The sequence below is a fragment of the Bacteroides sp. 43_46 genome (genome assembly GCF_001915455.1).
Taxonomy (GTDB): Bacteria; Bacteroidota; Bacteroidia; order Bacteroidales; family Bacteroidaceae; genus Bacteroides; species Bacteroides caccae.
In genome coordinates, this window is sequence record NZ_MNQN01000141.1 from 143,602 (window position 1) to 170,395 (window position 26,794).

Below are 26,794 nucleotides of genomic sequence, written 5' to 3' on the forward strand. Positions count from 1 at the left end.
AGAATATGAGAGATATATTATTTACATTCTTCAATTATTTCGTATTCTTTTATACGAGTATGCTGGCAATATTCTTTGTGATGTTTGCCTTCCTCTCCTTTATTTCACTGAAACGGAGAAAGGATTATTACGTAGAAAGCTATGTCCGGAAGACCATCAAAGAATCTCCTTATACACCCGGAATCTCGGTAATTGCTCCCGCCTTCAACGAAGAGAAAACCATTATCGACAATGTAAGTTCCATGCTTGCACTGGAGTATCCGCTATTTGAAGTAATTATCGTGAATGACGGAAGTACGGACAGTACGTTGCAGAAAATGATAGAGTACTATGAATTGGTGGAAGTACCCTATGCTTATATCGAACGAATCAAAACCAAGCCTTTCAAAAGACTTTTAAAATCAACCAATCCTCAATATAGCCGCCTTATCGTTGTTGACAAAGAAAATGGAGGAACCAAAGCGGATGCTTCCAATGCAGGTATCAACGCCTCTTCCTATCCTTACTTTATCTGTACGGATGTGGACTGTATATTGGAAAAGTATGCTCTTTACCGTTGTATCTCTCCCATTATCTCCTCCGATAAACAGGTTATCGCCGTCAGCGGTACAATGCTCATGGCCAATGGATGTGAGGTAAAAGACGGCCAGATCGTTGTGGTCAGAACTCCCCATACCCCGATCCCGCTTTTCCAGAATCTGGAATATATGCGTTCTTACCTGATTGGAAAAATGGGCTGGTCGGCTATCAACGGAATGCCGAATGTTTCCGGTGGATTCGGACTTTTTGACCGTGACGTGGCCATTGCCGCCGGAGGATATGACAGTACTTCTTTTGCAGAAGACATGGATTTGATTACACGTATGGTAGGATATATGTGTGACTTCTCCCGCCCTTACAAGATTGTACAAATTCCCGACACTTGCTGCTGGACGGAAGGACCTTCTAACCTGGCTATGCTCTATCGCCAACGTACCCGCTGGGCACGCGGACTGTTCCAAACGCTCAGTATCCACCACAAGATGATCTTTAAAAAGACATATAAACAAATGGGTATGTTGACATTGCCTTATATGTTCATCTTCGAGTTTCTGGCCCCCATCATCGAGCTTACAGGTTTTATCGTATTCCTCTACCTGGCCTTCACGGGAGCCGTCAACTGGAACACGGCCTGGATGATCTATCTGACAATCTACACGTTCTGCCAGTTCTTGTCCATTGTCGTTATCACTTACGACTATTACGTCGGAATGCTTTATAAAAGAGGATATGAGTATCTATGGATTATCATCGCCTCCATATTGGAACCTATTTTCTATCATCCGATCATCACTTTCTGCTCATTGAGAGGATATCTAAGTTATCTGACCAACAGAGACTTCAAATGGAAGAAAATGGAACGGACAGGATTCAATAAGAAAAGAGAAAAGGCGGATGATACTAACAGCCCCGTTACGCCCGAACCGGCAACTGTTTAATTTAGAAAGAATAATAAAGACAAGATATATTATTAAAGCAAAATATAATGAACAGAGAGTTTCTCCATAAAATCACCCTATTAGGCTGTCTGCTTTTGCTGATTACCTCATCAGTAGGTAGCGACAAAGGATTCCAGACACCGGAGCAATATGCCCAGATTGTACAAGAGCATTTTGCGAATGAAGAATGGGATGCGGGGAAAGCATTGCTGGACGAAGGACTTCAGAAATATCCCGGTGTCTCCGATCTGGAATGGCTCATGGGTAAATACTGGTTTCACGAAAAGAACTATGACGAGTCACGCTATCATCTTGTCAAGGCAATTGAGGATAATTACAACAATGTCAATGCCAAGCATCTGCTGGTGGATGTAGAAGATATTACTGAGAACTATTCCAGCGCTATCTGTTACGTTAACGAACTTCTGGAAGTAAACCCATATTGGAGAGGCCTGTGGCGCAGGAAGATCGAACTGTACCGTAAACAAAACAATAACGTCGAAGCCGACCGCCTGCTGAAACGTATCAACCAAATTTATCCGAATGACACCATTCTGCGAAAGGATTATATTTACAGTATGGAAGTAGGTTACCAACAAATGAAAAAAGACGGCAACCGAAAGGAAGCGATCGAAAAGCTGACCGAACTGATTAAAGTATCTCCGCAAAATGAAGAATATTACCTGGACATTATTAATCTGCACCTGCAGGAAGGTAACCGGGAAGCCGCTTTAGGCTGGTCTTCCAATGGGTTGGCGGCAATCCCCGGAAGTCACGCTCTGATTACCAAAAGGGCCAGTATCCTCGCTGAATTAGCGCGTTATCCGGAAACACTAGTCTTTATACGCGAGCAAATGAGGAAATACGACAGTCCGGCTATACGGCGTATGTACAACGACTTGCTAATGGAAGCGGCGCGGGCAGAAAAGCAACGCGACCCTTATGTACTATATGGCATGGCCTACGAAGGCGGCAACAAGAACAAAGAAGCATTAGACTATCTGCTCAATACTTCCGTCACCAGAGGATATACCGATGATGCGCTTTTCTATATCAGGGAAGCCAAGAAGCAATATGGCAACACGGACAAGGGAATCATGTACAAGGAGTATATGCTTTACCGGCAAATGAACGAGGATGATCTCGCCTATTCTACTTTGAAGAAGATGTATGAGATGTATCCCGACGATTACGATATCACGCTGGCCATGAGTGCACAGCACATGAAGAAAGCCGAGAAGTTAATGGAACTGGGGTTATATTCGGAAGCATTGCCTCACGTACTGTTCGTTTCCCAAAAGCATATCGACAATGAAGTGAACGGTGCCGCATGGGAAAAGACATTGAGTTGTTACATCAACATGAAGCGTTACAACGAGGCACTCGCTACACTGGATACGATCACACTCCACTTCCCGGACTATGAGAACGGAACACTGAAAAGAGCGTTTATTCTCGATAAAATGGACAAAACCGAAGAAGCACTGCAACTATACCAGTCTGCTATCGAGCAGAGTGATGAGGATATGCGTATCTTCTATGTCATCGGTTACGAGGAACTGGCAGTGCCTTATATCAAGAAGTGCATGGAAGCGGGAGCCACACGAAAGGCTTACGAAGAAGCGGTCAAATTAGTGAACCTGAATCCTTCAAGTGACCTCGGATTACGGTATGCCATCAATTCATCCGGTTTACTTGGAAAGTTCGATGAATTCGAGAAATATACGGAGCAAGGAATCAATTATTATCCGGAAGAACCGTTCTATCAGGCCAAGAGGGCTACCGTGCTGGAACGCAGCAAGAGATATGAAGCCTCACTCGAATTCCTGAAACCGATACTCAACAAGTATCCGAGCAACAAAGAGATTATCGGCGCATTCTCACAAAGCAGCGAATACCGCGCCTTGCAATTGACGAAAGCGAAAGATCCGAAACAAGCCCTTGCTGTGCTCGATACGGCCCTGCTTTATGACAGCCAGAACAAATCTTTAAAATACACCAAAGGAGTAGTATACGAAGCGAACAGACAAGCTGACTCAGCCTATTATTATCAGAAGTTCTATGAACCTTCAATCATGGAATATCGCTCTTTTCAACGGCACTTATCGGGCCTTAGAAGCATGATGCTCAAGAATGAGATAGCCCTGACTTATCTGCGTGCCCGTTACGGGGAAGAAGATATCATCACATCCGTCGCCACAGCCGAATATACCCGCAAGACGCAAAAGAATACCTATACCGGACGCTTCAACTATGCCGGACGAAGCGGTTCGGCAAGCGACAGCATGGAAGCTGAAGAACAGACACCGGGAGGGGTTGGTATCCAAGTACAAGGCGAATGGACACATCATTTCTCACCGAAGTGGAGCACTACAGTGAATGCCGCCCTTGCTACGAAATATTTCCCGGACATCACTGCCGATGTTGCTGTACGGCATTACATGAAGAATGATTGGGAATTGGGAGCACATATAGGATACAGACGTGTGGCTGCCTACAACAAACGTTATGAATGGAATGATGAGTTCTTTACAGGCAGTAACGGCGAAAACGGTTTCATATTCACCGGTTGGGACGAGTCAAAGACCAATCTGTTCACCGTCGGCGCAGAGCTGGCGAAGACAATTGAGATCGTCCGCCTCAACACGAAGCTGGATATGCATTTCTTCAACTCAAACTTCTATTACAACGCACAAATCGGTGCCAAATATTTCCCTGCCGGTGACGGCAAGACGAATATCAACGCCATGGCAAGTATCGGATCAGCACCGGAAACGGCCGTACTGGACTATGCGTTACCCGGTTCATTCTCACACACCAATACCATGGTGGGCCTGGGAGGGCAATATATGGTTAGTCCAAACATCACCATAGGCTTAATGGGTACATGGAACACCTATTATAACCAGACCAATACCGTGAAAGGAACTACTCAGTTCGACCGGATAGAAACCGTATCGACACGCTATAAAAACTTATATAACATCTATGCACAAATTTACATTTCATTCTAATGGGTTTTGTCCCCTATTGGCAGGAATGATATGCATTTGCTACCTTATATCCGGCTGCCGTATGCAGGCGCGCACAGATATGTTTCCCTCCAAGGAAGGTTATCTCGTCACTATCGGCGAAGACCCGACCGATAAAGATACACGGTGGGCCAAATACCTGTACGAGCACCTTAAGAAGCGTGCTAACGACGATGAAATGGTCGCTTTCGGAATATCTGAGAAAGAGATGTGGCGCATCATCATACAAATAGACCCTACGTTGCAAAACGGATTTAAAATAGCCTGCAAAGGTTCCGACATACGATTAACAGCCTCGGACAACAAACAAATGTTATGGCTTCAATACCAACTGATAAAGAAAATCAGCAAGGAAGATCCCCGAATAGACGGTTCCGACCTTCCGCCAGCCATTATCCATTTAAAAGATACCTGCGGCTCTTTTGCTTTCGACTATCAGAGTATCTATTCTCCCGCCGGCCTGAACCCCGACAACACAGGAGTGATCGGGCTGGACGACTTCGACAACAGTTGGGGAATATGGGGGCATAACCTACGGAAAGTATTAGGAGCCAATACAGAGAAAGTATACGCCACCATAAACGGAAAGGCGAATGATTCGCAGCTCTGTTTTTCTTCCGGCGAAATGTTCCGGCTCATTGAAAGTTATATTACCGATAATTTCGGTGAAAAGGGAAAGTTTCGTTTTGTGATTGCCCCGGATGATACTCCGTACGCTTGCACGTGCCCTTCGTGCACAGCTATCGGAAACACTGAAAAGAATGCGACGCCTGCCGTCACAGAGCTAATCCTCCGTTTATCCCAACGATTTCCCAGGCATTTCTTCTTTACAACTTCTTATCTGACTACGCAGCAGGTCACAGACAAACAATTGCCTCCCAATGCAGGAGTAATTGTCAGCGCCATAAACTTCCCTCTCCGCCGGATAGACGGTAAAGATGCAAAAGAAAAGGCATTTGCCGGACAACTGGAACAATGGAAAAATGTAACGAAGAACATCTATATATGGGACTATATCAATAATTTTGATGATTACCTTACTCCCATGCCTATATTGAAGATAGCCCGGCAGAGGCTCCAATTCTTCAAGCAACATGGAGCGAGTAGTATATTCTTTAACGGAAGCGGATACAGTTATTCCTCATTCGATGAAATGAGGACATTTGTGTTATCGGCGCTTCTTATTAATCCGGAGCTTTCTGTTGACAACTTAACCGCAAGTTTCTTTAATCAGGAATATCCGGCAGCAAAGAAGTGGTTGTATGACTACTATACCGATTTAGAAAACGGCACACAGTCCGGGAAACGGTTAGGCATTTATGCCGGCATACGGGAATCGGAAAAAGCATATCTTACTCCGGAGAAATTTATCAAGTTCTATGATGAAATGAACGATTTTGTATCCAATGCCAAAGGAAAGGAACGTAAAAAGCTCCATGAACTCCAGACAGCTCTCTCTTATACACGTATGGAAATGGGACGTGAACATAGTTTCGATGCTTACGGATATGCAAAACGAAACGGAAAAAGTCTTCAACCTATTCCCCAAGTACAGGAATGGCTCACCCAGCTCAAAGAGCACAAAGCATTCACCGGAATGGAATATTACAATGAATCTTCCGATGAAATCGGTAATTATATAAAGGAATGGGAAGAATACATATTTGCTTCCGACCTAAAAAAGAATCTGTTTTTAGGGGTTACTCCTTCAGTTATCCCGCAAGCATACAAGAGCCATATAAAGAAGCTGACCGACGGCACTCACGGCTTACCCGGAAACTATCATTGCGGCTGGGTAATCATTCCGGAAGAAGAATGCACAATTAACCTCCCCGTGAAAGGAATAAATACATCCGGAACGATTTATATCAGCTTCCTTAACCTTCCCAGGCATCGTTTCTATACTCCGCAACAAATTGAACTGTTGAAAGACGGAATAATTTATAAGAAAATTGACCTGGAACCGGGGCCCCCTGCCGAAAAAGGAGAAATGGTTAAAACAAGTATCCCGGCAGATTTGAACGGAACAGAGCAATTAAGTATAAGAATTACGTGCTCGAAAAAGCCCGGAGCACAAATTGGCATAGATGAAATAGCATTCATCCCACTAAAGGCTGATATAAATGTAGCATTATAAAAATAAATTAGCAACTATGAATAAGTCTATATCCTATATTATTTTATTAATCGCATTCCCTTTCTACTTTACAGGGTGTAAAAAGGAAGTGCGTCCTACAAGTATGACCATCAAGGATTCGATCAGGCACTATTATCCTATCAAGCAAGGTCAACAACTTGAACTCATGTTTACTATAACCAACACAGGAGACGCTCCATTAATCATTTCAGAGATACAACCTTCCTGCGGATGCATCATACTCGACAAAAGTTCGCACATCATTATACCGGAAGACGGCATCCGACAATTCAAAGCCACCTACAACAGTATTAAGAACGTAGGTGAAGTTGTCCACCGCATCCGTATTTTCGGGAATATGCTTCCACACGGAAAAGCAGAACTGAAATTTGATGTGAATATAGTTCCTGACGCTGATTACACGCGCGACTACGAAGAACTCTACCAAGACTTTAACACCAAGAATGGTATCGTCAGAGAAATGGTAGATGGAAAAGAGTCAGAACTAGGATACTATGTAGGAGAACCTTAAGAGAGTAGTAAGCTTTTTCAAGGATGTATCTCTTTGAAAGCTGCATTTTCCTCTTTTACTTGCTGAATGGTCTGCTTCAATTCCCCGATCGGCAAATCATATCCATACCAGCCTGTATAACAGTCCACTACATACCATTTCCCATCGGCAGCCTGTTCAAATTCGACACGCAAGTCGATTTCTGATTCCTCATAACCTGCTTCGAACACTTTATGAACCGGCTCATTGAGAGTGAACTTAGAAACATAAATACCACCTTCTTCCTGCTCAATGCGTTCCTCCTTCATCGTTTCACTATCCAGCAACGGCCATTTTTCTTTGGTGAACGGAAACGTTTTCTCAGTTTCTCCGTCATCGGCCAATAAAGTAATCGGTGTCTTTAATGGAAACTTGATACGGGTATATTGGAATGCTGCACTGGACGTAAACTTATCAAGGAATGATTTAAAATCCTCGCCGGACTGTGCTATCTCATTCTTCGCTTTGGCCCTGGAACTATTACCGCAAGAAATCAAAGACACTCCCAACAGCAACACACTGGCTAACAGACAACATACAAACCTTTTCACGTTCATAAATATATAATATTAGTGATTCATTCCCATAATACAAATGCTATCATTCAAGGCACAAAGATAATCACAAGTTCAACATCTTCATACACGAGAGCCGCGAAATAGAAAAATTACCGTTAAACAACTATAAATTACATATATTAGATGTGGGGATGACTATCTTTAGGGGGTATTTACTGTAACTAGTATCACTTTAAATCAGACATACTTATGACACACATTCATCCATTCCGTCTTTTCGTCTTTTTATTACTATGCTGTACACGAGTTATCACATTCGCCCAATCCGACAGTTACCAGACAATACCCGAATCTTTGCGGGGTTATTGGCAATACAAAACAGAGAACGTATCCGACTGGAACGGGCCTCTCATTGGAGAGAATTTTGTAGAAGCTCTCTATACCGTTTTTCAGGTCGAACAAATGGAAAAGAAAACCGATGGAAGCTATCTCTTCCACCTGCGGAACCAAAATGGAAATAAAATGGATTTCCGTTTCACCCCTATCAGCGAAGATAGTGCTATCATCTTCTATCAAGGCTGGAAAGAACCTAAACACTGTGTCCGCAAGCAAATTCCCGACCACACGGAAATGCTCACTCCCACTACACTGCCTGACATCATTTACAAGAAATGGGTGGAAGGATTGTCCGGCAATGTTATATACGAATTTACACGCGATGGTAAATTTATATATGACGGAAAAACATGGGATATCGTATCTGCCGGACATTTCCTTAATAAAGAGTATCGTCTGCTCGCCAAAAACGGAGAACGGTACAAACTGCTTTACCTTAGCTTTCCTTTTCCCAACTCAATGAAGGTTGCAGCCGAATTACAGAATAAGACAGTATTTCCCATCGCAACTTCCCGCCCTGAAGTATATACCATCACCGGATGTTGGGTGAATCAGGCAACCGGCGAATGGACTATTGGTTTCTTTGAAAACTTCGCCGTATACCAATGCCGGTTCTGGGACTACGAATCCATACAAATTAAAAAGGATGAAACCGTCGTCAAACTAAAAAACAATACAACCCGCCTGACTCTATCTCTGAAACATAAGAACAGAGCTTCTTGCAACATTGCATTCGGAAAAGATAATCCACAAAAATATATCCTCTGTAACGGCAAACATCTACCGGACTACCCGTTAACCGATACTACACCGTTCATCGACAACGGGTACCGGACAGACAGCGTCACCCTCACCGGATACCTGCGCAATCCTCCTTCTTCACGCCCTTTCGACGTTAGCATACCTGACATGATTACAGGCAAAGAAAAAAAATACCAGACTGACATCGACTCGCTAGGACGGTTTACCCTGCGATTTCCCGTACTGAACAGTCATAATGTCTTTATCGACTGGGGACGTACGACCATCTGGTCGGCGGTAGAACCCGGAGAAACTTATTTCTTATACGTAGATTATGCCCAACAACAAAAGTTATTCATGGGAAAGAAAGCACGTGTACTCAACGAACTTCTCTCCCATGAAGGACTGAGGGAATCACTCGATTATAATGAAGAACAAAAAAGAAGTAATCTGGAGTGTCTGCACAAGACACAGGAAAGGCTTCATCGCCAACTGGAGTTCCGGAAGAAAACACTCCAAGAACATCCGTTACTTTCTGACAAATACCGCTACTACACCGAACAGGAACTACGATACGATGCGGCATCTACCCTGATGCAACGACGTTTCTCAGTAGACCGTAACAAACAGGAACATTTGGAAGACGAATTCATGAACTATATAGATTCTGCTTTTTACCCACATCCAGTACATCCTTATACTCTTCTCAGAGGGTATAATTCATTCATGAGAGATTACATTGGTTATATCGACGACACAACTCCATCATCCAACAGCCTAACCTTAACACCTCAAAATATGGAGAGACTTTACTTTGCCTTTGAAGCCGAAGGTAAAGTCCGGCTATCCGAAGAAGAAAAGAACGCACTACGCAGTTTCAGCAAATATCAAGAAGAAATTGAAAAGTTGCAGACTGCCAAAGCCGATTCAGCAACCATTAAGGCTTACACCAAGGAACAGGAAACTGTCATCAAACCCCAGATAGAAATAATAGAGCAACTCATTGCCAGAGACGGTCTTCTCAATGAATATATGACAGGACAGATGTACGTTAATGCAATCAACAACAGCATGGCAATTATCGACTCCCTTCAAATGGATAAGGACCTGAGAGAGATTCTAAAAACAAAGTGCTATTATGAAATGCTTCAATATACCCATAAAGAATTGCCCGACAGCCTTATCAGTAAATTTAAAAAGGAAGTTACGAATCCTTCTTTGCAATCTTATGTTTTGGTCCAGCAACAGAAATATGATAAAGTATCACATAAAACCATCGAGCATCCGGAAAGCCTGATGCCGAATGCCCCTCTGGAAGGAATAACGGACGGCGAACAGTTATTCCGCAAAATCATTGAGCCATACAAAGGGAAAGTGATTTATCTGGATATTTGGGGGACTTGGTGCGGTCCGTGCAAGGATATGATGCAATATGCGGGAAACATTAAGAATCTATTTGCAGGAAAAGAAGTCGTGTTCCTTTACCTTTGCAATCATTCGACAGACAAGTCATGGAAAAACATTATCAAAGAGTACGGTCTGACAAGCAAAAGTTCAGTCCATTACAATTTGCCCGACAAGCAACAGTCTGCCATTGAAAAATATCTTGGAGTCCATTCCTTCCCTACCTATATGTTAATAGATAAGGAAGGAAACATTGTAAACCGCAAAGCTCCCAGACCTACAATGGAAAACCAACTTCTAAATGCAGTCTATAAGGAACTGGAGAAGTAAGAGGAACTTACTTCTTCCGCAAATATTCATATCCGAAACGACAATACAAACATTTACGTTTATCACAATATTCTTTTTGCAACTGTATCAGCGCCTGACTATCCGCAGCAGAAGCTACCGGTAGTCCGGCGTCGCTCCAGGAGCGAATAATATGGTTATTCTCCGCTTTCAGTTTTTCCAGAAAGCGTCCGGCACGTTCGCACATTCCTTCATCGGCCTTGTGCAAACCATACGTATACAAGAAAGGGACAACGGTATTGATGATAATCAGGTCTTTCGACTGTTCTCCTAACAATTTTTCCCTTTGTGGAGAAGTACGACCGAATATATAATGATTCTCCCAATAAACAGAAGTACGGGTGGAGAGCAAAATTCTCACTTCCGCCAATGTCTTCGCCTCCAATAAACGGGAAAACAACTTGTCCCCTTTCTGATAAAGATAAGCCAGTTGTGCCAGCCGGATATGAGGAAAATTATCCGGGCGAAGCCGGAGAAAACGCCAGAGAGTAGCGTCCATTACCCGAAATATCTCAAACTTCCGTTGCAAATAATGAAATTCTTTGCTAAGACGCAGGCAGTATTCATCCTTTTGTTCTTCTTTCAGAAATGTATCTTCAAACAGTCCCGCCATACCATAGAAAAGAGCTTCTATCTGAAACAGATCGTTCCGGTGCTTGTCCAACGCACGAAACGGAAGCAGCTCCGCCCATGCCTCAAAAGCATCACCGTTCAAGCCAAAACCATAATTACGGGCAAGAGTGATGAAGAAAACATCTTCCCAGTTATTGTTACAATGTTCGAGACGTGCTCCTATCAGTTTCGCCTTTTGTTCCAGCCGTTCCGTTTGCAAGGCAGACAACCACGAATGAACCGTAAGCTTCGGTAAAGAACGGAGGATCGGATAACAAGCCGGATAACAGTCGGACACGCAAAGTTCATAATAATGCATTTTTATCCGTTCGGGACAGCTCACTATCATTTGCGGAATGACTTCCCCGTTGGTACGGGTCACTTCTCCGTCCGCTTCACCCACTATATGCAGGATCACCGAGTCATAGACTTTATCACCATCGTGCCCGTGACGGAACCAATCCGAAGAACGGGTATGGATTTCCACGTTTCCTACCCATAAAGTATTGTTTATCTTTAATTTGGCATTGAAGAAATCAGGACCGGAATTCGGATTCCGGAGACCGGGATCAATAACCTCTACCGGTAAGCCTTTGGTGGTTTGCAGGATTTCAAGGGAGAATAATTTATGTTTCCACACGTAGTGGAGAAGGTGTTCCATGTTAACAAGACGTTAATGTACACTGCAAATGTAATAAAAATCTTATCTTTGCGACTATTATTTTGAATATAAGTCAGAAAACAATGAAAATAGCATTGATCGGTTACGGAAAAATGGGCAAAGAGTTAGAAAAGGTTGCCCTGAGTCGCGGACACGAAATTGTCTGCATTATTGATATCAATAACCAGGAAGACTTCGAGTCGGAAGCATTCAAATCGGCTGATGTTGCCATAGAATTTACAAATCCGACAGTGGCTTACAGCAACTATATGAAAGCCTTTAAAGCCGGAGTCAAACTCGTATCAGGCAGTACCGGATGGATGTCCGAACATGGCGAAGAAATCAAGAAGCTCTGTACGGAAGGCGGAAAAACGCTGTTCTGGTCGTCCAACTTCAGCTTGGGAGTAGCCATTTTCTCTGCTGTAAACAAGTATTTGGCCAAGATAATGAATCAATTCCCCGCGTATGACGTCACCATGAGCGAAACACACCATATCCACAAACTCGACGCTCCCAGCGGAACTGCCATTACGCTGGCAGAAGGTATTCTAGAGAATATAGACCGTAAGGATAAATGGGTGGAAGGGACATTTACGGCACCAGACGGAACAATCAGCGGAACAACAGACTGCGCTCCGGACGAACTTCCGATCAGTTCTATCCGCGAAGGTGAAGTTTTCGGTATTCATACTGTTCGTTATGAGTCTGATATTGACAGCATTTCAATCACTCACGATGCCAAGAACCGGGGCGGTTTCGTACTCGGAGCTATATTGGCCGCCGAATACACCGCGCATCACGAAGGTTTCCTGGGAATGAAAAACTTATTTCCGTTCTTAAACGAATAAAGGTTCTAATATAAATATACCACTATGAGACAAGCCACACGTGCACAATGGATTAAATGTGCTATTGCTATTCTTCTCTATCTTGTTTTCCTCATCTGGGTGCGAAGCTGGTGGGGATTAATCGTCATACCTTTCATTTTCGATATCTATATCACAAAGAAAATACCCTGGTCGTTCTGGAAAAGGTCAAAGAATCCGGCAGTTCGGAGTGTCATGAGCTGGGTAGATGCTATTATCTTTGCATTGGTAGCCGTTTACTTTGTCAATATCTATATCTTCCAAAACTACCAGATTCCTTCTTCTTCTCTAGAGAAATCATTGCTGGTAGGCGACTTTCTATATGTCAGCAAAATGAGTTACGGCCCCCGCGTGCCGAACACACCGCTTTCTATGCCGCTGGCGCAACATACATTACCAATTGTAGGTACTAAATCATATATCGAATGGCCACAATGGAAATATAAAAGAGTGCCGGGATTCGGCAATGTGAAATTGAATGACATCGTAGTGTTCAACTTCCCTGCAGGAGATACGGTAGCCGTCAATTACCAACAGACGACAGACTTTTATACATTGGCATACGGCGAAGGCCAACGCATATATTCCAAACAGATAGATATGGATAGCCTGACACGCGAACAACAGCGTGCCGTGTATGACTTATATTACGCCGCAGGACGCAAACAGATCCTAAATAACCCGCGAACCTACGGAGAAGTGCTCTGGCGTCCGGTAGACCGCCGCGAGAATTATGTAAAACGCTGTGTAGGACTGCCGGGTGACACGCTCCAGATCGTAGACGGACAAGTCATGATTGACGGTAAGGCAATCCAGAATCCGGAGAATCTGCAATTCAACTATTTCGTGCAAACAACCGGTCCATATATCCCGGAAGAAATGTTCCGCGAACTGGGAATCAGCAATGCCGACAGGACACTAATGGAAGACTCCGGTTATGAAATCGGACTACTGGAAATGGGGCTCGACAGCCGGAATGCGCAAGGAAAACTGAATCCTGTATATCATCTCCCGCTGACTAAAAAGATGTATGACACTCTTCTGGGCAACAAGAAGCTAATCAGCAAAATAATCATGGAACCGGAAGCCTATGCCGGACAAATGTATCCGCTGAATCTTTACACCAAGTGGGACCGCAACAACTACGGCCCAATCTGGATTCCGGCCAAGGGAGCTACCATTACGCTGACTTCGGACAACCTGCCTATCTACGAACGTTGCATCGTGGCATACGAAGGCAACAAGCTGGAAGTGAAGTCGGACGGTATCTATATCAACGGTGAAAAGACCAATGAATATACCTTCAAAATGGATTACTACTGGATGATGGGTGACAACCGCCATAATTCTGCCGACTCCCGTTATTGGGGCTTTGTACCCGAAGACCACGTTGTGGGCAAACCGATCGTTGTATGGCTGTCGCTCGATAAAGACCGTGGCTGGTTTGACGGAAAAATCCGTTGGAACCGCCTCTTTAAGTGGGTGGATTAAAAAAGGAAGCTATTAAGTGAACATTCGTAAATTCAAATGGATACTAGTATTTGCCGGAGCAATAGTCATTGTGCTTCTGCTCCGGGGATTTGCTTTTACGTCTTGTTTTATCCCTTCCACCGGCATGGAAAACTCTATTTTCCAAGGCGAACGTATTCTGGTGAATAAATGGAGTTACGGCCTGCGGGTTCCTTTCATGTCGATATTCTCCTATCACCGTTGGCGCGAACGTCCGGTACGAGAACAAGATATTGTTGTGTTTAACAATCCTGCCGGAATCCGGCAACCGGTTATCGACCGCCGCGAGATCTACATCGGCCGTTGTATCGGTGTTCCGGGTGATACTCTATTTATCGATTCCCTTTTTTCTGTGATTTCTCCCGAGGTACAATTCAATCCGGACAAGAAGCGGCTTTATGCTTATCCCGTAGACAAAGAGAATCTGATAACTTCACTCATGCACACCCTTTCCATTGACGATGACGGTTTAATGGGTAGCAGTGACAGTACCCATGTACGCAGTTTCAACCGTTATGAATATTACCTGTTGGAACAAGCCATAAACGGGAATAACTGGATTCAGCCTTTGGCGGGGAAGAAAGACACCGAGCTGCGACCGCTTATCGTCCCCGGTAAAGGGAAGTTCGTCCGGGTACATCCTTGGAATATTACACTACTGCGAAACACCCTCGTGATGCACGAAGGTAAACAGGCGGAAATCAAGAATGACACTCTTTATGTGGACGGCAAACCAACACAACACTGTTATTTCACCAAAGATTATTATTGGGTGGGAGCCAACAACACCATTAACCTGACTGATTCGCGCTTGTTCGGATTCGTTCCGCAAGACCATCTGATCGGCAAAGCCTCTCTTGTCTGGTTCTCCAAAGAAAAAGACACCGGAGTGTTTGACGGCTACCGTTGGAATCGTTTTTTCCGGACGGTGAAATGATCTTCCGGGCAGCACGACAATCCCCCGAACAGTAACATAAACGACTCTCAAAACGTATAAAATGAAAGAAATGAAAACAGCTTATTTATCTTCAGCCTACCTCGCTCCTGTCGAGTACTACACCAAACTATTGGCATACGACAAGATTTTTATAGAACAGCACGACCACTATATGAAGCAAACCTACCGTAACCGATGCACAATTACCGGACCGGACGGCGAACTGGCTCTCTCTATCCCCACCGTAAAGCCCGATACACCGAAATGCCCAATGAAAGATATCCGGATTTCCGACCACGGCAACTGGAGACACCTGCATTGGAACGCTATTGAGTCGGCCTATAACAATACTCCTTTCTTCGAATACTACAAAGACGATTTCCGTCCCTTCTACGAAAAGAAATACGAGTTTCTGTTCGATTTCAACGAAGAACTCTGCCGACTGGTCTGCGAACTGATAGATATTCATCCGGTTATAGAACGTACCGCCGAATATAAAATGGAGTTTACCGCCGACGAAGCCGACTTTCGTGAAATCATTCATCCCAAAAAGGACTTCCGGACGGCCGATACAGCGTTCGTTCCGCAGCCTTATTACCAGGTTTTTGAATCCAAACTAGGCTTCCTGCCTAATTTAAGTATTATAGACCTACTTTTTAATATGGGGCCTGAAAGTTTGCTAATACTAAGCAAACATTAATCATATTCTGTCCAGCCACTGTAAAACAAAACACAAAATATAGAAGAGAAATCATCCTTCACCTCCTCCACATCGTATAACACTGTCTCACAACGTTTATTGGACATATAGATCCAATGTGGTGGGCATATAGCTCCAGTGTGGTGGATATATAGATCCAGCGCCTTGGGTATATAGATCCGATAACTCAGGTATTAATGCCCTGAAAAAGGGACGTTAATACCTGATAATTAAAGAATTCACACCTGGCAAAACATTAACAATTAGCATATTGCAAATTGCCATAACAGACATCCTCCCAACAATCCATTCTTACCAATCAAACACCTATTTTAATTCAAAAGGGACAATTCCCTTTATATCTCTTGACGAGCTTCCGATAATGGCCTCAAACCTACCCGGTTCGGCTACCCATTCGTGTTTTGCATCATCAAAGAAGCTCAATGCTTTTTTATCAATCGTCAGCGTTACCGCTTTTTCTTCACCCGGAGCCAGTCGCACCTTTTGAAAAGCTTTCAATTCTTTCACCGGACGGGGCAGAGAGAACTTCTTATCACTGATATAAAGTTGAACGACTTCCTGACCCTCGCGGGTTCCTGTATTCTTCACATTGACAGTGAACGAAATCGTATCATCGGCGGTCATTGTTTTTTTATCTGCGGAAGGTTTGCTATAAGCAAAAGTCGTGTAGCTTAGTCCGTGGCCGAATGGGAACAACGGTTTGATATTCTCTTTATCCGCCCAACGGTACCCAACAAAGATATCTTCATGATAGGTTGTATTAATGGTATCCCCGCTATGTTTGGACTTTGCCAGTTCTTCCTTATTCCCCGGATATTCACCCAGTTTATGAGCACCTACATCTTCCAACCTTACCGGAAAAGTGAAAGGTAATTTCCCCGAAGGATTGACGTCTCCTACCAATACCGAAGCAAGAGCCGTTCCGGCTTCCGAACCCAAGTACCAACCTTGAACAATGGCGGGCACTTCGTTTACCCAAGGCATAGCAACCGCATTACCGGAGATATTAACAAATATCAGGTTTTTATTTACTTTTGCCAGGTCACTAATTACTCTATCCTGCGCATACGGCAAACCTAAAGCAGAGCGGTCCGAATCCTCACAATCCTGGTGATTACTCTTGTTCAATCCACCGAAGAAGATAACATAATCCGCATCCTTAGCCACTTTTAGAGCCTCAGCAAGCAGTTCATCCGCCGAACGGTCATCCTTCAGGTTCTGCCCGGTTTTCACGCCACTATATTCACTGGTAGGATCACCTACATACCCACGGGCATACACTATTTCAGCCTGTAAACCAATACGTTTTTTTAAACCTGCCAATGGAGATACCTCATATTTTGTCTTCAAAGAAGAACTACCACCTCCTACTGTCATCATCTTAATGGCATTTTCACCGATGACAGCTATCTTTTTCACTTTATCCAAGTCGACCGGTAATACATTATTCTTATTCTGTAAAAGTACAATGCCTTCTTCACCAATTCTGCGCGCGGCTTGTCCGTGTTCGGGAGACCCTAATGAGCCGAACGGTTTATTAGAGTTCATGGAAGTACGGAAAATCAGACGAAGAATGTTACTGACTTTCGCATCCAGCTCTTTCGTCCCGGCTTTACCTTCCTTTATCAACTTCAGATAAGGATAGGCCTGGTAATAGTTATCATAAGCATTGCGGGTTCCGGTAGAAAGACCGTTTGTCCAAGAACCAAATTCCATATCCAAACCATTATAAATAGCCTGACCGGTATTATGTACACCTCCCCAATCGGATACCACTACCCCATTAAATCCCCATTCATCACGGAGAATGTCTTTGAGCAAGCGTTTGTTATGACAGGCATGTTCACCTTGATAAAGGTTATAGGCACCCATAATTGCCCACGCTCCCCCTTCTTGAACAGCCGCTTTGAAAGCCGGGAGATATATTTCATAAAGGGCACGGTCAGTCAAATGTACATTGGTAGTATGGCGTTTAAATTCCTGATTATTCAGAGCGTAGTGTTTTACGCAGGCTGCCACTCCGTTCTCCTGTACCCCCTTAATATAAGGGACTACCATTATAGAGGATAAATACGGGTCCTCCCCCATATATTCAAAGTTACGTCCGTTTAAAGGAGTACGACAGATATTTACCCCGGGACCCAAAAGAATGTCTTTTTTGCGGTAACGCGCTTCCTCACCAATACTCTTTCCATAAAGATACGACATTTCGGGATTCCATGTAGCCGAAAGACAAGTCAATGCAGGAAAAGCGATACAGGAATCGTTTGTCCACCCGGCCTGATTCCATTTATCCCACAAAACCTCGGGACGGATACCATGAGGACCATCTGTTGTCCATACTTCAGGAATACCTAGACGGGGTACTCCGGGAGAACTGAATTTGGACTGAGCGTGAATCATCGCCACCTTTTCTTCAAGCGTCATGCGAGTTAATGCATCTTTCACCCGTTCTTCAACAGACTTATTTGTATCCAGATATACTGGTGTCTGTGCCAAAGCAGGCAATGCAGCCGCCATGAACAAGCTCAATAAAGTTAATTTGAATTTCATGTTTGTTACTTACATTAAAGGCCACACAATTAGGCTATATTATTTTTAATCCTATCAATGACCGCAAAGATAGAATGCCCTTAACTCCATAAGAGGAGAAATCGTCCTTTCCATGATACATTTATGTCCTCTCCATTAAAAAGCTCATTTTTAACATCTCATTCTCGGCTAAAAGCTTTACTTTTGTATGGTAATCATAAACACGCTTAATCTCAAAATCCCCGCTATGAAAAGGAAATCGTTACTATGCCTATTTCTTATCATATCTGTTGCCATTTACGGAAATATCTATTTTAAGCATTTAGGCAAATCAGATGGTCTGTCACAAATATCTGTACTTTCTATCTGCCAGGACGAACTGGACAGAATGTGGTTTGGTACACTCGAAGGCTTGAACTGCTACGATGGGAACCAAATGAAAACCTATAAACCTTCTCCGGACAATAAAGATTATTTTGGCGGTAATGAAATATCACACATAGTAAGTGACAAACAAGGTAATCTATTCTTTACTTCTGATGGGAAACTGATCCGTTATGATCTACATAAAGATCGTTTTTTATCTCTACCACTACGCACACAAACTCTATTCGCACACAACCATACAATATGGACAGCTGTTAATGATAGTGTCTTCCAATGGGACCGGGAACAAGAAACATTCAGATTCGTCTACCAAGCCCCTTTCCATAAAACAATCATCCGCCTTTATGTAGATGCCAATAACAGTCTCTGGCTGGGTACCCGAAACGGACTTTACAGAACCGATAATATCCATAATCCTTCATCCCCCGTCTGCGTGATTCCAAATATCAACGTGCTTTCATTATACCGGGACAGCCGTGGAACGATGTGGGTGGCCACTTTCCGCAACGGCATGTACAAGATAGAGAACGGAATCAGCCAGCAATTTACCATCCAAAAGGAATTCGGTATCTCCAGCAATGATGTGCGTTGCTTTGTGGAAGACAACGAGGGAAGTATTTGGCTGGGTACCTTCAACGGACTGAACAAGATAGATACCTTAGGGCATATTTCTTACTATCAAAGAGGAAGCAAACCCGGAAGTCTATGCCACTCTTCTATTTTTTCACTTCACAAAGACCGGCAAGGTACTATCTGGGTGGGTACCTACTATGGTGGTGTCAACTACTTCAACCCCGAAGTGGATATCTTTCACCACTATACCGAAAGTATCGGCAACGAAAACGGATTAAGCTTTCCTTTCGTCGGAAACATGGTGGAAGACAAGCGTGGAGACGTATGGATTTGTACCGAAGGAGGTGGTCTGAACTGCCTGGAACGGGAAACCGGACGTTTCACTCACTACCTAATGGACGCAAAATCAGCCCACGGACCTTTCTACAACCTAAAATGCATTACCTACGATGCCGCAAACGACCAACTCTACATAGGTACTCACAAACAGGGCGGCTTGTGCTTCGACATTCCAAGCAAAAAAGTTGTCTTCCACTCCAAAGCATTTGGAAATACCTGGACAAAGGTAACGTTCAGAAATGAGAAAATCTATCTCCTTACGGGAGAAGGGATGTTTGTCAAAGAAGGAAAAGGGAACTTCCAAAAACTATTCCCTCAAATCCCGGAAGCAAATACAGAAGGAAGCAATTTTCTGATAGATTCTCAAAACTACCTTTGGATAACCCATTGGAGGAGAATTGTACGTATCAACATGAACAATCCGCAAGAAAAATATATCTATCAATACGGTGAAAAAGGATTGGGAAACTATTATGTGCAGAGCATGGCGGAAAGTCACGATGGTACCCTTTATTTCGGTACCTCCGGAAGCGGCATCTATCGGTTCGACGGAAAAAAAGAGCAATTTACAGCTTGCACAGATATTGATGCTGACTATTGCTACAATATGGATATCACCACCAAAGGTTATCTGGCAATCAGTAACGACCATGGTCTTCTCATTTATCATCCACAGACCAAGGAGAAGCAGCTAATTGATGTGGAGAGTTTGCACCTCTCTGCTATCAACGAAGGTTGCGGACTTCTGATTTGCCGTAACGGAGAAACCTTTGTAGGTGGTATAGAAGGTATGAGTTCGTTCATGAACTCCTCGTTGCAGAAAATAGCCCCCAATTACAACCTTTATTTTTCTTCTTTAGTAGTAAACAATCGGGTTATCTCCGTCGGAACGGACGATGGTATTCTGAAAAGTGCTTTACCCTTTGTCCGACAAATAGAGTTGAACCACAAAGAGAATAACTTCTCCATCAGTTTTTCTTCGAACAATTACGTTAATAATACTGACAGAAAAATATATGAATACAAGTTGGAAGGATTCAGCAAAGAGTGGAGCAAAACCAACGGTAATACTGTGGTATTCACCAATATCCCCCCCGGAAAGTATAAACTGGTAATACGTGAACAACAACAGAGTCTACTCGACGAAATACATGCTATCGAACTCCCCATCCTTATTCATCATCCCTGGTGGAACACCTGGTGGATGTGGATTCTTTATCTCTGCACAATCACTGTCATTGGCTGGAATATTTTCAGTGAAGCACGTTCCAAGATGCAACTCCGCGCCTCACTGGCACAAGAAAAACTGGAAAAAGAGAAGAATGAAGAACTGATACAAGCCAAGTTGCAGTTCTTTGCCAATATCTCTCACGAGTTTCGTACACCGCTAACACTCATTATCGCACAAATTGAAGCACTGTTACAAGTCAATAGCCTCTCTCCTTTTCTGCGCAGTCGCCTGACAAAAATCTACAGAAACACATTCCAGTTCAAAGAGCTGATCTCAGAGCTACTGGATTTCCGGAAGATGGAACGCGGGAAACTGCATCTAAACGTTTGCCAAATGGACCTCATCCCCTACTTGAGACAAATTCATCAAGATTTCATAGACCAAGCGAACTTACAGAATATACAGTTCATATTCCATACAGAAACAGAAAACTTGTTGTGCTGGTTCGATGGACGACAATTGAGGAAAGTCCTCACCAATCTACTTTCCAATGCCTTTAAACATACGCCCGAAAAAGGAAAAATAGAATTGTCAATCACTGATAAAGGAGATTCTATTTATATTAAGGTGATAGACTCCGGCAAAGGTATTCCCCCAAAGGCCCTACCGTTCATCTTCGACCGCTTCTACCAGGCGGACGAAAACTTTTCTTCACCCGGTAGTGGTATCGGCCTGGCTCTTTCAAAGGGTATTGTAGAACTACACCACGGTCAAATCGAAGTGCAAAGTGCAATAGATTATGGAAGTATCTTCACAGTAATACTACCCAAAGAAAATCTCTTTAAAGATGACAACGATGTCACCTTCATAGAGGCAACAAAAGCGGAATCTGCAACAATACTCGCACCATTCACAGAAACGACAGAAACAGAAGAATGTGCAGAAACACCGGAACCTATTTCCATTGGAAGGACGGACAAGGACTGCGTACTCATTGTAGAGGATAACGAAGAACTGCTCCAACTGCTCACCGATCTACTCTCGCCACTCTACCGGATAGTTATTGCGATGAACGGCAAGGACGGACTACAAAAAGCAATGGAAGAACGTCCCGACCTTATACTAAGCGATGTCATGATGCCGGAAATGGACGGTATTGAGATGTGTTCCAAGATAAAAACCGACTTCGACCTCTGCCACACCCCCGTAGTACTGCTCACAGCCCTCACTTCGAACGACAAAAAGTTGGAAGGACTGCAATGCGGTGCCGACGAATACATTGGGAAACCTTTCAACAACAAAATGCTGCAAGCTCGCATTGCCAATATACTGCGTAACCGAAAACTGCTAAAACAGAAATTCAGCCAGAAAATGACAACTAGTGAATCTCCTGCTGAAATTGAGATACAAGCACTAGCGCTTAACCCTATTGATGCCAAGTTTCTGGAACAGTTAGAGGAAACGGTCAAAGCCCATCTCTCAGACTCAGAATTCGACGTCGGTGCCCTAGCCAAGGAAATGGCTTTAAGCCGTAGCGCATTCTACAATAAACTGAAAGCCTTGAGCTGTATGTCTCCTAACGAGTTCATTATGAATGCCCGCCTGAAATACGCAGCAGAACTGTTGAGAAATCATCCCGAGCTACAAATCACGGAAATAGCCTATCAGGCAGGATTCAGTTCTCTACGTTACTTCCGGCATTGCTTCAAAGCCTGTTTCAATCAGTCACCACAAGAGTACAGAGGAAAGTGAAAAATCCCGTTCTGCTATTGTTGCTGAACGGGATTCACTCTTTGATACCCTGAGCCTATTGATTACATGTTTTTTAAATTTTATTTTATTCTTCGGTTGCTGCCCATTCTTTGGCGCCTTGTTCTTTCAATTTGCTAGTGAAAGCCTTCGCTTTTTCCATCGCTGCTTCCTCGTCAGCAGGAGCAGCATAAGCGTGTCTGTAGCCTTTCACCTTATTCCATTCACCACGGGTAAAGTCAGGAAATGCAACAGAGGCGCAACCATTGTCCATAGAGAGTTCACCCAATTCTGCCAAGCAACACCATTCTGCCAAATCATAAACGTCCATATCCAACGGAAGACCATTCTGCAAGCAGTAAACCAAACGGCTGTCCATGATGAAATCCATACCACCATGGCCGCCTACCTCTTTCGCCATCTCACCATACTTTTTCAGGATAGGATGTTGATACTTCTCTACTAAAGCTACCATCTCCTCTCTCGGCATGAAGCCATGTGAATTCAAGTCGTCCACCTTAGGCTGAACGCCGGAAGCCTTCAACTGCTCTGCATCAAGGGCGTACCCTTGAGTAGGATATTTATTGGCAAAACCCTTAGTACCCGTCAGTTGATAAAGGCGGTTGTAGGGTTGCGGAGTCATCACGTTATGCTGGATTTCGATGACCTTACCATTAGCGGTACGAATCAAAGTAGTAGTGTGGTCACCATTACGGAAACTATTACAAACAGAATCGGCATTTTCTTTCACCAAGTCCTTACCTACGACCGATTTGGTATCCATTGCTACTAAAGTCTCCATACGGTCACCACGATGAATATTGAGGGCCTGCGCCACCGGACCAAGACCATGAGTAGCATATACATCGCCACGATGACGCATATTATAATCCAAACGCCAGCCCAATTTGTCATCCTCACCTTTCTTCCAATAATGCTTCCAGAAAGGAGCAAGATTATGAATATAGGCACCCTGCGCGCGAATTACCTCACCAAACACTCCATGTTGTGCCATATTTAAGGTATTCATCTCAAACCAGTCATAACAACAGTTCTCCAAAATCATGCAGTGCTTACGGTTCTTCTCACTAAGATCAACCAGTTCCCAACATTCTTTCAGGTTCATAGCCGAAGGAACTTCAATCGCTACGTTTTTGCCATTCTCCAATGCGCATTTCGCCACAGGAAAATGATGCAACCAGTCGGTTGCAATATAAACCAGATCAATATCATCGCGTTTACACAATTCTTCGTAACCTTTATCACCCGAGTAAACAGCCGCTTTTGGTAAAGAAGCTTCTTTCAGATACTTTTGACACTTCTCAGCACGCTCCTTTTCATAGTCGCACAGTGCTACAATCTGTGTGCCAGGAATGTAAGTGAAACGTGACACAGCACCCGGCCCACGCATACCTAACCCTACAAATCCCACACGAACTACTTCCATCTTAGGAAGAGCCAGCCCGATGACACTCTCTTGTCCGGCAGGTCGTTCGGGAGTTTTCACTACAATTGTTCCTTTATTCCACTCCCATTCCGTACCCTTGTCGTTAACTTGTACAGTAGATTTCTGCATTGTACATGAACCAAACAAGAGGCATATGCCCAATGCTAAAAAATTTGTTATTTTCATACGTAATTATTAATTAAATTATTCTTAGTAGGCTATCTCATATTTCTTTTACTGCTCATACGCACCACAACCTTTCCTTTACCACCTTCCAATCCACATTCTGCCTCCAACATATTGTAACCTTCAATGGGATATTCACCCTTATAGGTATTCTTTGCCGGATAAGTTTTAAAGGTAGCTCCTGCCGGAGCGATGATTTCCATATAAAAATGTTTGCCTTCATGCGTCAAGCGTACCCGGTTCTCTTTTACTTCCACTTGTGCCTTGGTGGAAGCTATCCATGAGACTATAGACTGCGGGCTGAGTAAGTCCACTTCATCCGTTATCTCTATTGTGTAATCATTTAACAATTTGAACGTGCGGAATACAGAAGAAGCCTGATCTTTGTATAGAGTAGTCATATCCAGCTTTACAGAAGGCTGCTTCGCATCTGTATGCTCTTCGCAAACAAATGCCTCGCCATTGGCATACTGAATCTTATGGTCGATACTCAACGTATTATGGGAAAAATTGTTATTACGGAAATACTTCCAACGTTGTCCGTCAGGACGTCCGTCCCAAAATCCCGGTAGGGCATAATCATCAGCTCCCAGATCCTCTGTCCAACAAACCCCATTGCTTTCAACAATGAATGTACCTCCATCCAAATGTTGATGCGCTTGACGAGGTTCTCCACCCTTGGCTATCAAAAATAGAGAACCTTTCTTATTTCTATTCCCATTGAAAACTATTATATCATTAATTGTGTTGTGGTATATTTCTAAAGCAGGTATTTTCTCCACTTTTTTAGGTGAAGCATTGTCAAACCAAGGAAGTGACAGAAAGAAAAGCTGATGTAGAAGTAAATTATCCTGCATGGTCAATTTTAACTTCTCCCGATACCATTCAGCCACTTCAGGTTGGTTATACATACGGCTGAATAAGAAAAATGCCGGAGAATTTTGAGCATCAGCCCCCGCATTACCGAAATTAAAAAGACGACCGGACGGAGTAAGTGTCCGTTTTTGATAAAGCGCCGTGCGCTCCAAGCCGGGTAGTTGTGCTATACCTCCCTTTCCATTGTCATTATCAGCCACCGCCTTTAGGTAGAGAGTTAAATAACTGGTAGTATATCCCCAATAAGCAGGGCCCTCATAGCATACGCCATCCGGAGCAAAATGTTTCAGGCAGTTGGGCATATACTTGGCAGCATTATCAAGAATGACAGCGGCCTCTTTCGGATAATCTTCTGCAATACCCAAAGCGGCCAGCACCATACCAGTGTTACATACCACGTTCCAATTGGTTTCTCGTTTCGCCCAACTTCCCAAGCTACCCTTTTCGTATTCACGTAACACACGAACAATGGCACGTTCGTACAAACATTTCTTTACCAAGTCTTTAGTCGAAGTAGGCAGCGCATCATACAACCAGTCATAAGCAATAGCTACGGCAGTTGCCATTTCCGCAGTATCCAAATAGTGAGGTGGATCCCAGTCGGGATAGTTACACACCCACAATACAGCCTCGTTGGCGGCATCCAAGTATTTCCGCTCACCGTAGAGACGGTAAGCTAATGCAAGCGTACCCAAGCGGTTCACATAAGATCGGGATGTCCACAATATATTACCATATTTATCCTTTAGATAAGGTTTCTGCGGAGTAATCACCAATGTATCCGCTTTCGCTTTCAAGAACTCCGCCAACTCACTGGCAAGCTGATTGTTTTGTATCAACTGCTTCACAGCAGCTTCTTCTGCACCAGTGAACAGCAAGCGAGGGTGATTGGAAAGAAAGCGTTGCTGACCATACATATTGCAAACAAAAAGCAACATGAATACAACAACAGTGCATCTGCCCATATTTGCAATCGAATTAAAAAATAGATTTCTCATATTGAAAGAATTAAATACAACTCCCGTGAATTGTTTTTTATATCATGTAAAAACTAATCTGTCAATTTTGTCACATCCATACTCGGTTTCGGATAGTTTTTAGAAGCAATGTAGTGCTTTGTTTCCTCAATCATCTTGGGAGTGACCTCAAAATCATAGTTACCATAATCGCCTACATGAAATTTTCCGGTCTGAAAGAACCCCCACGCATCGAAGAAGTCCGTAAGATCTGTTTTCAGGAAATCACAGCAAAGCTTAATATACTCATACATATTATGAATAGATGCATTACCCGCCCCTTTATGAGGTTGGTTACGTAAATGCTCCATCAGGTCGGCATAGAAATCCTTATAACCAATCTTATCGGCATAGATTTGAATTTGCCAGAAGGGTATCAACTTATGGAAAGGATCCTTCACACACATGATAAACTGCTTTTCTGGCGCATCAAGTACTTTACTAAAAGCAACCTCATAAATATGACGCTTACTCAAACGACTGGAATCACCCAAACTCATAGTGCCATACATGGAGAAAAGATTATTGCTCACTTCTGTCATTCCTCCCCAAGTAAGCCAAGGACGCATCTGCATCACGTGTCCTATCTCATGATGAATACCCCAGTT

16 protein-coding genes are annotated in these 26,794 nt (G+C 43.5%); 10 read left to right on the forward strand and 6 right to left on the reverse strand.

Annotated elements, in window-relative coordinates; all coding sequences use genetic code 11:
* Positions 1-5 precede the first annotated feature (5 nt).
* Genes BHV72_RS18280 through BHV72_RS18295 form a run of 4 tightly spaced genes read left to right on the forward strand, consistent with a single transcriptional unit; the run spans position 6 to position 7,179 of the window.
* Positions 6-1,478, forward strand: a complete 1,473-nt coding sequence (locus BHV72_RS18280) for a glycosyltransferase family 2 protein (RefSeq protein ID WP_022043154.1) — start codon at positions 6-8, stop codon at positions 1,476-1,478.
* Between the two features lie 47 nt (positions 1,479-1,525).
* Positions 1,526-4,492, forward strand: coding sequence for a hypothetical protein (locus BHV72_RS18285; protein ID WP_286857344.1), 2,967 nt, complete (start codon positions 1,526-1,528; stop codon positions 4,490-4,492).
* Positions 4,467-6,647, forward strand: coding sequence for a DUF4838 domain-containing protein (locus BHV72_RS18290; RefSeq protein ID WP_286857347.1), 2,181 nt, complete (start codon positions 4,467-4,469; stop codon positions 6,645-6,647). Before BHV72_RS18285 ends, BHV72_RS18290 begins: the two co-directional genes overlap by 26 nt.
* A 16-nt stretch (positions 6,648-6,663) precedes the next feature.
* Positions 6,664-7,179 carry a DUF1573 domain-containing protein gene (locus BHV72_RS18295; protein ID WP_122295055.1) on the forward strand — a complete coding sequence of 172 codons (516 nt, stop codon included), beginning with the start codon at positions 6,664-6,666 and terminating at the stop codon, positions 7,177-7,179.
* Positions 7,180-7,196: 17 nt separating this feature from the next.
* Here BHV72_RS18295 and BHV72_RS18300 read toward each other — a convergent pair whose 3' ends face one another.
* Positions 7,197-7,754, reverse strand: coding sequence for a hypothetical protein (locus BHV72_RS18300; RefSeq protein WP_005676932.1), 558 nt, complete (start codon positions 7,752-7,754; stop codon positions 7,197-7,199).
* A gap of 210 nt (positions 7,755-7,964) precedes the next feature.
* Here BHV72_RS18300 and BHV72_RS18305 point away from each other — a divergent pair, with 210 nt between their 5' ends.
* The gene (locus BHV72_RS18305; protein WP_286857351.1) at positions 7,965-10,586 is read left to right on the forward strand and encodes a TlpA family protein disulfide reductase; all 2,622 of its coding nucleotides are present in this window, start codon (positions 7,965-7,967) and stop codon (positions 10,584-10,586) included.
* Positions 10,587-10,593: 7 nt separating this feature from the next.
* Here BHV72_RS18305 and BHV72_RS18310 read toward each other — a convergent pair whose 3' ends face one another.
* The gene (locus tag BHV72_RS18310; RefSeq protein WP_055256115.1) at positions 10,594-11,877 is read right to left on the reverse strand and encodes a DUF2851 family protein; all 1,284 of its coding nucleotides are present in this window, start codon (positions 11,875-11,877) and stop codon (positions 10,594-10,596) included.
* Positions 11,878-11,960: 83 nt separating this feature from the next.
* On the opposite strand from BHV72_RS18310, the gene dapB reads away from it, so the two are divergent.
* The 4 genes from dapB (at position 11,961) to BHV72_RS18330 (ending at position 15,889) form a co-directional block, all read left to right on the forward strand.
* Complete coding sequence (dapB, locus tag BHV72_RS18315) at positions 11,961-12,725, forward strand: 4-hydroxy-tetrahydrodipicolinate reductase (protein WP_005676927.1); 765 nt, start codon at positions 11,961-11,963, stop codon at positions 12,723-12,725.
* A gap of 24 nt (positions 12,726-12,749) precedes the next feature.
* On the forward strand, positions 12,750-14,234 hold the full coding sequence (gene lepB / locus BHV72_RS18320) for a signal peptidase I (protein ID WP_286857354.1): 1,485 nt from the start codon (positions 12,750-12,752) through the stop codon (positions 14,232-14,234).
* A 16-nt stretch (positions 14,235-14,250) separates the two neighbouring features.
* Complete coding sequence (gene lepB, locus BHV72_RS18325; protein ID WP_286857356.1) at positions 14,251-15,189, forward strand: signal peptidase I; 939 nt, start codon at positions 14,251-14,253, stop codon at positions 15,187-15,189.
* Positions 15,190-15,250: 61 nt separating this feature from the next.
* Positions 15,251-15,889 carry a WbqC family protein gene (locus tag BHV72_RS18330; protein WP_005676923.1) on the forward strand — a complete coding sequence of 213 codons (639 nt, stop codon included), beginning with the start codon at positions 15,251-15,253 and terminating at the stop codon, positions 15,887-15,889.
* Between the two features lie 327 nt (positions 15,890-16,216).
* Here the strand turns inward: BHV72_RS18330 and BHV72_RS18335 are convergent, their stop codons facing one another.
* A complete protein-coding gene (locus BHV72_RS18335) occupies positions 16,217-18,463 on the reverse strand; it encodes a glycoside hydrolase family 3 C-terminal domain-containing protein (RefSeq protein WP_286857361.1) in 2,247 nt (748 codons plus the stop codon).
* Between the two features lie 226 nt (positions 18,464-18,689).
* Between BHV72_RS18335 and BHV72_RS18340 the strand changes: the two genes are divergently transcribed.
* A complete protein-coding gene (locus BHV72_RS18340) occupies positions 18,690-22,664 on the forward strand; it encodes a two-component regulator propeller domain-containing protein (RefSeq protein ID WP_286857363.1) in 3,975 nt (1,324 codons plus the stop codon).
* Between the two features lie 85 nt (positions 22,665-22,749).
* On the opposite strand, the gene BHV72_RS18345 is transcribed toward BHV72_RS18340, so the two are convergent.
* The 3 genes from BHV72_RS18345 to BHV72_RS18355 form a co-directional block, all read right to left on the reverse strand.
* On the reverse strand, positions 22,750-24,294 hold the full coding sequence (locus BHV72_RS18345) for a Gfo/Idh/MocA family protein (protein ID WP_055169901.1): 1,545 nt from the start codon (positions 24,292-24,294) through the stop codon (positions 22,750-22,752).
* Positions 24,295-24,326: 32 nt separating this feature from the next.
* Entirely contained in the window at positions 24,327-26,168 is a 1,842-nt protein-coding gene (locus BHV72_RS18350; RefSeq protein ID WP_286857366.1) for a heparinase II/III domain-containing protein, read from the reverse strand.
* A 53-nt stretch (positions 26,169-26,221) separates the two neighbouring features.
* Positions 26,222-26,794: M60 family metallopeptidase (locus BHV72_RS18355; RefSeq protein ID WP_286857369.1), on the reverse strand; the 573-nt coding region annotated here is incomplete at its 5' end.